Genomic DNA, 9,521 nt, shown 5'->3' on the forward strand with positions numbered 1-9,521 from the left:
TTAGCATATAAAAATCTTAATACAAATAGTAATTTGTTGTGGGGATTAATTTATAAAAGAGGGCGTGTAAGTGAAGAGTGTATATGATATAAAATTGTTCGTGAATCTATATGATTGTTTCATGAGAAAAATCATGTTCCCAAGATGCTTTAATACGACAATAGAAACACATATGGGCATATTAAAAAATGAGTTGAAGGATATACATGGAAAAAAGGTGATAGAGTTGGCTGCAGGAACTGGGAGTACGTCAGAGATTCTACCTATAGACAATTCTTATATTGGAACAGATGTAAGTATGAGAATGTTAAATATAGCAAAATCAAAGTTTAAAAAGATGGGTTTTGAAGATACTGTATTTGAAATAGCCGATGCATGTAATCTTAAATTTGAGGCTGAATACTTTGATTTGGTAATCTGCAACTTGGCAATGACCTATTTTATTAATATAGATGATTTTGCTGATGGACTATACCATATTTTACGGCAGGGTGGAGAATATCTATGCAGTGTTCCAGTGTCGTTAAAGAATGGAAATAAAAAATATAGAATCAATGAAAAAATATCCACACCTCAAAAAATCAAGGATTTATTTGTGAGGCATGGTCTAGTATTTGAACCGCTAAAAAAACAGGCGGGAGAATTATTATATTTTAAAGCATATAAAATTGGGAAACAAATTGATGAAATTTAATAATGATGATTGTTTGACAAATTCCAATTTTAAGTTAAGCATTATAAATTAGTAATTTAGGGGAAGGATGAATGCATGATAAAATGAAATTAAAAATAAGCATGGCATTTTTATGGGTGGCTATATACTTCGTAGTTATGATGATATATACTTTTTTTGATATTGCTATATGGCGAAAAATTACATTAAAGTATTCAAATTGTTTAAATATTGTTTTTATTATAGCATGTGTTATTGCATTTATAATTCTACTTTGTAATAGAACAGGATATAAAGTTAAAATTTTTAAGAATGTAACAATTATAAATATCTTATTAGCAGTGGGTTGCTCTGTGTTATTTTATTTTCTTTTAGATAAGTGCTTTGACCCAATATTTGAAAGCCTTTATCCTGCCAGTGAGCAGGCATATGAAAATACAATACAATCGTTATTAAAAACGCCAATTACGAGTTTACTGCAAGTATGTATTATTGCACCCGTTATTGAAGAAATACTTATGAGAGGATTTGTATTAGGTGGATTAAAAGATTCTTATGGAAATGGCATAGCATTGCTAATATCAGCAGTTTTATTTGCAGTGCTCCATTTTAACATGGTTCAGACAATTTCTGCCTTTATTTGCGGAATTATACTCGGGATTCTTTTTCTTAAAACAGATTCAATTTTGAGTTGTATAATTGCACACATCGGTTATAATTTAATTTCATTTGCTATGATGATTATGCCTTATATAAAGAGATAAATTCCAATACCTCTATAATTATTTATTTAACCTATAGGTTGTACACTGTTATAAGAAAGATAAAAATCTTTTTTCTGCATATCTAATAAATATGCTGGAGCTATTCTTATAATTTTATCATTAACTTTTATTACTATGGTTTCATAAAATTCACTTAAACAATTTAAATTTGTTTTCTTAGTTGAGTATCCTATGATGTCACATTTATAAGTTTCATTTTTATTTTTATAATATATGTCTTTTAAATTAGCTGCTGTACGGCTTAAAAGTTTCCATTCTTTTAGCTTGTTTATCTTGTCATCTAAAGTGTTAAAAATAATAGTTGAATTTAAATCAACAACTTCATTGGAATCATCAAAACTATTTTCTTTATTAGGAGTTTTGATCAATTCTAGAAATTCGGATTCATTTAAAATTTTTATAGAAGATCCATTTTCATTCAACTCAGCTGCCTTTTCTTCCTTGGAACTCATTCCATTTTCACCTACAAGAGATTTATCCTGATTCCCAACTATTAAGTAATCTGTCTTTTTAGATACACCACTTTTTAATGTGCCACCTAAGTTGACTACTTTTTGCATAGACTCTTTTCTACCTAAACTTTCAAGTTCACCTGTAAAGACTACATTTTTATTATAAAATGGGCTGGATGTATCAATAATATTGTTATTGTCAGGTTTAATTTCAGATATTTTAACTGTATTGAATTTGTTATTAGTGAAACTATTTTTAGTATTATTAATAAAACCTTTTTGAGGATTCAGATCTTTAAAAGTTTTTATTGGAAGGCTAGTATATGTATGACAAAAAGATTCAAGATTTTTTTTATGAGCACGTTTTATACATTCAATTACTAAATTGGCACATGCTACAGCATCATCTAAAGAATTATGATGATGTCCTAAATCTACTCCAAAATATTTGGCACGGTCTTCTAAAGATTTACCAATTCCTTTCCCTCTACATAATTTTGTGGATATAGGTATACTGCAGATATAGTTGAAATTAGGCATAGAAATATCATATTCTAATAAACAATTTTTTAGTACTGACATATCAAATACGGCATTGTGAGCAATTATTATATTATCATCAAAATAAGTATGTATATCGTTCCATATATTAGGAAAAAGAGGTGAATTCTCTATGTCCTTAGGAGTTATTCCATTTATGGATATATTCTTTTTATTAAAATCAAGAGTTGGTGGATGAATTAAAAAGTAATCTTTTTTACATATTTCATTATTTTTTACAGCAGCAATTCCAAGTGAACAAGCACTGTTGAAATTATTATTTGCTGTCTCAAAATCTATTGCTACAAAATCAAATAACATAATAGTTTCCCCCTTATATTTTATCCGTCGTTTCTGCCTTCTTTATCATCTTGCAATACTTACATTATACATATTACTTTCTAAGTAGGTACTGTGTCAATATAGGTGTATCTTCAGGCATATCTTTAAATAGTATAGCTAGTATGTCTATTATTTTTTTAGAATTATTTATGCTTACTTTAGTGTCTGATGATATTTTATCAGGTCTTAAAGTGATTTTATTTTCAATTTTTATATCTGAATTTTTGTTAGATAATGCTACTATAATAATAGCAGTTATTGAAAACGAACTAAAGAATAACAATAAGTATCCTTCTGACATAAAAATCTTAATACAAATAGTAATTTGCAAGCATTGAGAAAGAGGGTATAAAGTAGTATGAATAAAGAAATTACAAATAAAAATTTCTGGGAAAAGATTGCAAAACTATATACACCAATGCAGGAAAGAAAAAATGCAAAACTATATCGGGAATTATGTGAGATTATATCAAAATCGTTGGATGAGAATATGCAGGTATTAGAATTGGCTTGTGGAACTGGACAACTTACATTTCCACTATGTAAAAAAGTATCTTCTTGGGAAGCAACTGATTTTTCAGAAAAAATGATTGAAGAAGCAAAGGCAAGAGCATTTAATTTACCTGTTACTTTTACTGTACAGGATGCAACGAACCTACCATATGAAAATGGAAGGTTTGATACAGTCGTTATTGCAAATGCACTTCATATTATGCCAAATCCTGATAAAGCACTAATGGAAATTCAGCGTGTGTTAAAAAAAGGAGGATTGCTGATTGCCCCCACATTTGTATATGATGAAAAAATCAATAAGGTACGAATTTGGCTAATGGAAAGAATGGGATTTCATACTTTTCATAAATGGGAATCTGATGAATATATAGAATTCGTCCGAAAAAAAGGCTTTGATATAATTAATAGTTCTGTAATTGCAGGAAAAATTCTGCCGGAATGTATATTGATTTGTAAAAAATAAATTTAATGAGGTGAAATAAATGAGCATAGAAACAATTTACAATAGGAGGAGTATACGAAAGTATAAATCTAAAGAAATACCAATAGATATTCTTAATGAAATATTGGATGCTGGAAGAGCTGCACCATCGGGAAAAAATAGACAGCCTTGGAGGTTCATTGTGTTTGGTGGAATTAAAAAGGAAGAACTTTTATCAAAAATGGACGATGGAATACAGCGTGAATTAAATGAAGAAGCATTATTGACTAATTCAAGAGATGGAATACCAGATGCAAAGAATACTTTACGAATTATGAAAGAAGCTCCAATTATCATCATGGTTTCTAATACAAACGGTAAATCGCCATTTGAAAATATCACTACGGCAGATGAACGATTTACAGAAATTGTAGATACACTTTCTATAGGTGCAGCTATTGAAAATATGTTGTTACAGGCAGAAGATTTAGGAGTAGGTACATTATGGATTGCAAATACATGTTTTGCATATAATGAACTGGTAAATTATATTGATGTAAAAACACAGCTGGTTGGGGCTGTTGCACTTGGATATCCTGATGAAAAACCAAACCCAAGACCGAGAAAGACGCTAGATAGCATTATTGAATATAGACTTTAAAAATTTACTTGTATTTTACACAGCATATTCAAAATTATGATTATAAAATTAATTACGAGTTTTTTAGAATGGGATATCTTAAATTTGAGATATCCCATTTATTTATCCATATCATTATAAATTTTTGTTCGTGCCTTAGTGACATCAGAAAAATTTTCTTGTGCATCTTTATAATTATTTCCATTAACAAATTTTAATACACTATTAAATGCTTCTTTATATGTATTTTCAAAATAAAAATTCAAATAAAAATAATAAATTTTAGAAAAATTTCAAGAAAGGAATTAATTACATTTTTTAATAATATTATGTAATGAGGTGATTAATATGAAACAAGAAGAAATAAGCTGCATAGTAGATCATGAAAAGTTAAAATTACATATAATATATATTATAATCATTAGTATAGCAGTTATAGCAATTTTTATAACAACGTCGTGTTATTGGAATATTAAATTTGTAGATGAAGTGTCTTTTGCAGTGGCAATATCATCAATAATATTATCAATAATTGCTATAATAGTGACAATAAATGGAGAACAGAAGTCTAATAATACAAAGAACAAACTCGAAAATATATCTGATAATCTTGTAGACGTATCTCGAGAGACAAAGAGCAAATTTGAGGATGCATTTGATAATCTTGCAGATGTATCACAAGAAATAAATGTAGCAGCAAACAGACTGAATCAGATTAATGATATGAAATTTAAAATAGAAGAATTAAATAAAAATTTAGATGGAATGGATTCCAAAATTAGTCATAAATTAAGGAATTTGGAATCGACGATGACTAGCTTAATAGGTAATGAAGCTAATAGTTTAGATAGTGAAGATAATGATAGTTATATTAAAACATTGAAAAATTTCTTAAAATATAGTAAAAATAATACAGATAGGAAAATTATTATTTGTACTATATATTGGATTAATTCAATAAGTGAGATAATAAAAACTAATAAAGATAAAAATTTAAAATTTAAGTATTGCTTTGAGCAATATAACCAATATCTCAATGATATTGGTGGGAATAAAGGTCTTCAATATTATTATTTAGGGGTGGCAACAGTATTTGCTAATAATGTTTGGGTTAAAAAGCAAATATTAAATGAAATGGAAGAAAAATACTATAATGAAAAAAGTATGCTGCAAAATCAAGTAGAAAAGAGATTCAACGGCTAAAGCAAAATAGAGTGAGATTGTTGAAAACTTGCAAAGAAGATATAATTATTCAAATAAGGAATGGGTATAGATTTGTGTAAAAAACCAAATCTATACCCATTATTTTTAGATGAATATTACTTTAATAAATAGAAACAAACTTTAAAGTTTTATAGTGCCATTTAAGCCTTTATTTGACGGCCAATTGATAATTCTGTTATTAAAATTAATTTCAACATGATCATTTAGAACCCTAATACATATACTTCGAGAATTATTTCTATACTTTAATATATTAGCTAAACATATAGCCTTTTCCAGACCATCTCCCCTTTGATAGTTGCATACTTCATCTGGTTGAGCCATTCGAGAGCCGTTATATATGGATACATTAGGCATATTCTCCAATGCATTTATAACTTCATCTTCACTTAAGTTTTGGTACATATTAATTGAAACGGGATTTCGCTCTAAAGCTGCTTTGATAAAAGGATCCCATTCAGTTCTGGAAAAATCTCTTAATGCGTAAAAAGCAAGATCTGCAGAAACGTTTGTGTCTCTAATAGACTCTAAATAGTTAACAATATCTTCACGGCTCATTTCTGACGATAACTGTATTGGTTCTGCTTTAATAAAATTCTTATTCTTTCCAGGAAGCCTTGGATCTATATTGCAAAATTCATATAGTGAAGTTAAAATCTCCTTTAGCGGCATATTAGGGCAGTTAAGTTCATCCATTACACTGGTAATATCATTCTCATCATTAAAATCTACTTTGTGTTTTTTAAAGAATTCATCAAAGTTATTAAGACATATCCTATTTTGTATTGGTTCCTGAGAAAATTCATACTCATCAATCTCAGACAGCAGTTTGTCTCTCGTACTCTTATTGATCTTGAAAGAGCTAGTATGTTCATAGGCATAGGCCTTTTCAGCGGGAATATATCTGTGGCCGCCATGATACTCATGCTTAATTTGAAAGAATTTTTGAAGATGGCTCTCCTGCCTAAGAAAATTGCATAACATCTCATAATCTATGTCATGTACAAGGAATTTCTTGAGTTTTTTTTCAAAGTCCATATATACTTCATGATCTATGGTTGCTTCGGGATATACCACATGAACAAAACCTGTGTTATGAGCAATAATTGTAATTTGTTCGTTTCGTATTGCTCTTTGAGCTTTTACTGTAAGTTCAGTACCGTTAAACCACATATTTTTAGTAACAATCCTTCTATTATTTGTTACTATTCCACCCTTTACATCTACAAAATTTTGTGAATGAAGTGGTGTTGCAAGCAGGTATATGTCTTTAAGTGGTATTTTACATATTATAAACAATGCAGCGGCATAAAGAGTAGATAAGGACACACATTCACCTGCACCCTTTTCGTAGTTCTTTTTGTATTTGAATGCATTCATTGCTTCTACAGTTTCAGTCTTCCAATAAGGAATCATATTAGAGTTATATTTATCAAGACCAAAATGCCGTCTAATATCCATACTAAAATAATATTTGTCTCCTTCATAACCAAACAAGGCATTACTTCTGCTTATTGTATCAACATTCATAAAGGGTTCAAAACGTGCTATTTCATTCTCTTTAGTTGTAAGCCCCCATGTATCAATATCCAGATTAAAATCATAATTGTCCATTATATACTGCTTAAGTCTTAATATTTTCCTATATGGATTTAGTTTGTCAATATCCTTAAACCATTCATCCTTCTTCCATTCCCATATAATTGGAGACATTATGTTTGCTAGCAAGAGACTATATAGAAGTTCCGGAAATATGAAAATCTCCATATCTGATAGGGTAACTGCTGATGAATATTTTTCTATATCCTTATTATTAAAAATCTTAAACACATCCTTTTTATTGATAAAATTATACTGCTACGTATATAAATTTTAACATCTTCATAGTGTAGCTACAAGTCTAGAATATGGCGAAAATATTATTTATGCTTATGAAACTAAAAGTTTTTTGGTAATTTAAGGTTACTTATGACAGATAAAAGTTTTATTTTTTAAGTGATTCAAGTGATCAATTCTTTTGTTTGTAAATAGTTGAGTTTCTATGAAACTTTATCATAAAAATAATACATTTTTTACATATTTATGGAGAAGAAATAGAACTTGTACTATAATAAAAATATATATTAGGATGTTTAATTTTTTGATTATGTAAATTCCTCAATTATAAAAACACCCACTAATCAGCTGTGAAGGAGAAAAGATGAAAAGAAATTTAAAGTTTTACAAAACACTGTTTGTGTCAACATTTTCAGTTAGCGCTTTCACCTTTGGGGGCGGATATGTGATTGTGCCATTGATGAAGCATAAATTTGTTGATACACTTCATTGGATTGATGAAAATGAGATGCTGGATATTGTTGCCATTTCACAGTCTTTGCCAGGGTCAATGGCCGTCGATGCTTCTGCTTTGGTCGGCTACCGTCTAGCTGGTATTCCAGGAGTAATTGTGGCGCTTATCTCAACGATTTTGCCACCTCTGGTCATTATAGCTGTTGTTTCACTCTTTTACCAGATGTTTAAAACAAATCCAGTGGTAAATGCTGTTCTAAAGGGAATGCAGGCGGGAATTGCGGCTGTTATTGCCGATGTGGTGATTTCTGGTGGGACTGAAATCTGCAAATCGAAAAACGCTCTTTCAATTTTTATCATGATCGCTTCCTTCTGTACAATTTATTTTCTAAATGCAAATGTCATATGGGTCATTCTGGCGTGTGGTGCACTTGGTGGCATTTTAACAGCTATTCAAAACCGAAAGAAGGTGATGAAAACATGATTTATTGGAAATTGCTTTTGAGTTTTCTACAGGTAGGACTTTTTAGTTTTGGCGGTGGTTATGGAATTCTTCCACTTATTCAGCAGCAGGTTGTCACCCAGAATCACTGGCTGACGATGAAAGAATTTGCCGATGTAGTGACGATTTCTCAAATGACACCAGGACCGATTGTCTTGAACGCTTCCACATTCATAGGAATGAAAATGGCAGGGGTAACAGGTGCTATTGTGGCGACTTTTGGCTGCGCATTTCCAACGACAGTACTAGCAATTATTGTTGGATACTATTATTACAAGTATCGAGACATGACGCTTGTAAAAGGAATTTTTCAAGGGCTGCGCCCGGCTATTGTTTCTCTGATTGCCACAGTTGGGATGTCCATTTTGTTTTTATCACTGTTCAATGCTGAAGTATTCACTTTGAGTGTATTTTCTCATGTAGATTGGAAAGCTGTAGTCATGTTTCTAAGCTGTTTGTTCATTCTGCGCAAGTGGAAAACGAACCCAATTTACATCATGCTTGGTTCTGGAGTTATAGGGATAGTAGCTTATCTTTTCATGGGGTAATATGAAGGAATGTGTAACTTAGCGGAAAATTCCTTAAATGAACTTAGTTTTCTTACTTTTTCTAATTCCTCATCTTCCAAAACATATTTTAAAAATTGAGGATATAACTTTAAAGCTGTAATTATATCTTCACAGGCCTTATTTTCTTCATTAATTAAGGCATAAAAACAACTTCTGTTGTAATATAAAAAATGTACCTTGCTGCAATTATTAATTCCATCAGATAAAATTTCTATACCTTTTTTTGTATCTTTATATTTATAAATTACTGCTAAATTCAAATAACTGTATTCATAATGCTTGTTTTTATTAATTGATCTCTCATAGAAGCCAATAGCCTTTTTTATCATATTAAACTTATAACAAATTACTCCCATATTGAACAAAGCTAAATAATTATTTGGATCTATTTTTAAAGCTTTTGAAAACTTCTTATACGCAAGATCATTTCGATTTTGTTCTTCATATAGGGTTTCTAAGTGATAATTTAACTTATACTAGGAAACTTCTAGCATAAGCTAATGAATGAATCTTAGCAAAATTAGAATTAAGTTCGTCAAAAAGAATTTTAATATCTGATACTAATTCCCAT

General features: G+C 29.8%; 10 protein-coding genes and 1 pseudogene. 7 read left to right on the forward strand and 4 right to left on the reverse strand.

What is annotated here, in order from left to right; genetic code table 11:
• Positions 1–70 precede the first annotated feature (70 nt).
• Both CLRAG_RS11805 and CLRAG_RS11810 read left to right on the forward strand, forming a co-directional pair.
• Complete coding sequence (locus tag CLRAG_RS11805) at positions 71–694, forward strand: class I SAM-dependent methyltransferase (RefSeq protein ID WP_065078608.1); 624 nt, start codon at positions 71–73, stop codon at positions 692–694.
• A gap of 71 nt (positions 695–765) precedes the next feature.
• On the forward strand, positions 766–1,437 hold the full coding sequence (locus tag CLRAG_RS11810; RefSeq protein ID WP_065078609.1) for a CPBP family intramembrane glutamic endopeptidase: 672 nt from the start codon (positions 766–768) through the stop codon (positions 1,435–1,437).
• Between the two features lie 26 nt (positions 1,438–1,463).
• On the opposite strand, the gene CLRAG_RS11815 is transcribed toward CLRAG_RS11810, so the two are convergent.
• Positions 1,464–2,771, reverse strand: coding sequence for an exonuclease domain-containing protein (locus CLRAG_RS11815; protein ID WP_065078610.1), 1,308 nt, complete (start codon positions 2,769–2,771; stop codon positions 1,464–1,466).
• Positions 2,772–2,844: 73 nt separating this feature from the next.
• Complete coding sequence (locus CLRAG_RS11820; protein WP_167351572.1) at positions 2,845–3,075, reverse strand: hypothetical protein; 231 nt, start codon at positions 3,073–3,075, stop codon at positions 2,845–2,847.
• Between the two features lie 75 nt (positions 3,076–3,150).
• Between CLRAG_RS11820 and CLRAG_RS11825 the strand changes: the two genes are divergently transcribed.
• The 3 genes from CLRAG_RS11825 (at position 3,151) to CLRAG_RS11835 (ending at position 5,569) form a co-directional block, all read left to right on the forward strand.
• Positions 3,151–3,768 (forward strand): class I SAM-dependent methyltransferase, encoded by a 618-nt coding sequence (locus tag CLRAG_RS11825; protein WP_065078612.1) that lies wholly within the window; start codon positions 3,151–3,153, stop codon positions 3,766–3,768.
• A gap of 19 nt (positions 3,769–3,787) precedes the next feature.
• Entirely contained in the window at positions 3,788–4,387 is a 600-nt protein-coding gene (locus tag CLRAG_RS11830) for a nitroreductase family protein (RefSeq protein ID WP_065078613.1), read from the forward strand.
• Positions 4,388–4,714: 327 nt separating this feature from the next.
• Positions 4,715–5,569, forward strand: coding sequence for a hypothetical protein (locus tag CLRAG_RS11835; protein WP_065078614.1), 855 nt, complete (start codon positions 4,715–4,717; stop codon positions 5,567–5,569).
• Between the two features lie 141 nt (positions 5,570–5,710).
• On the opposite strand, the gene CLRAG_RS11840 is transcribed toward CLRAG_RS11835, so the two are convergent.
• Positions 5,711–7,420 (reverse strand): hypothetical protein, encoded by a 1,710-nt coding sequence (locus CLRAG_RS11840; RefSeq protein WP_065078615.1) that lies wholly within the window; start codon positions 7,418–7,420, stop codon positions 5,711–5,713.
• A gap of 370 nt (positions 7,421–7,790) precedes the next feature.
• Here CLRAG_RS11840 and CLRAG_RS11845 point away from each other — a divergent pair, with 370 nt between their 5' ends.
• Together CLRAG_RS11845 and CLRAG_RS11850 are read left to right on the forward strand one after the other, a co-directional pair.
• A complete protein-coding gene (locus tag CLRAG_RS11845) occupies positions 7,791–8,363 on the forward strand; it encodes a chromate transporter (RefSeq protein ID WP_065078616.1) in 573 nt (190 codons plus the stop codon).
• Entirely contained in the window at positions 8,360–8,929 is a 570-nt protein-coding gene (locus CLRAG_RS11850; protein ID WP_065078617.1) for a chromate transporter, read from the forward strand. Before CLRAG_RS11845 ends, CLRAG_RS11850 begins: the two co-directional genes overlap by 4 nt.
• Here CLRAG_RS11850 and CLRAG_RS11855 read toward each other — a convergent pair.
• A pseudogene (locus CLRAG_RS11855) lies at positions 8,911–9,402 on the reverse strand (tetratricopeptide repeat protein); the annotation flags it as partial. The gene CLRAG_RS11850 and the pseudogene CLRAG_RS11855 sit on opposite strands and share 19 nt — an antisense overlap.
• Positions 9,403–9,521 lie beyond the last annotated feature (119 nt).

This window comes from Clostridium ragsdalei P11 (assembly GCF_001675165.1).
Classification (GTDB): Bacteria; Bacillota; Clostridia; order Clostridiales; family Clostridiaceae; genus Clostridium_B; species Clostridium_B ragsdalei.

Excerpts from the sequence above, each read along its gene's own strand:
- CLRAG_RS11810 (WP_065078609.1), top strand. The coding sequence starts at position 766 with ATGCATGATAAAATGAAATTAAAAATAAGCATGGCATTTTTATGGGTG.
- CLRAG_RS11830 (WP_065078613.1), top strand. The coding sequence starts at position 3,788 with ATGAGCATAGAAACAATTTACAATAGGAGGAGTATACGAAAGTATAAA.
- CLRAG_RS11825 (WP_065078612.1), top strand. The coding sequence starts at position 3,151 with ATGAATAAAGAAATTACAAATAAAAATTTCTGGGAAAAGATTGCAAAA.
- CLRAG_RS11835 (WP_065078614.1), top strand. The coding sequence starts at position 4,715 with ATGAAACAAGAAGAAATAAGCTGCATAGTAGATCATGAAAAGTTAAAA.
- CLRAG_RS11850 (WP_065078617.1), top strand. The coding sequence starts at position 8,360 with ATGATTTATTGGAAATTGCTTTTGAGTTTTCTACAGGTAGGACTTTTT.
- CLRAG_RS11845 (WP_065078616.1), top strand. The coding sequence starts at position 7,791 with ATGAAAAGAAATTTAAAGTTTTACAAAACACTGTTTGTGTCAACATTT.
- CLRAG_RS11815 (WP_065078610.1), bottom strand. The coding sequence starts at position 2,771 with ATGTTATTTGATTTTGTAGCAATAGATTTTGAGACAGCAAATAATAAT.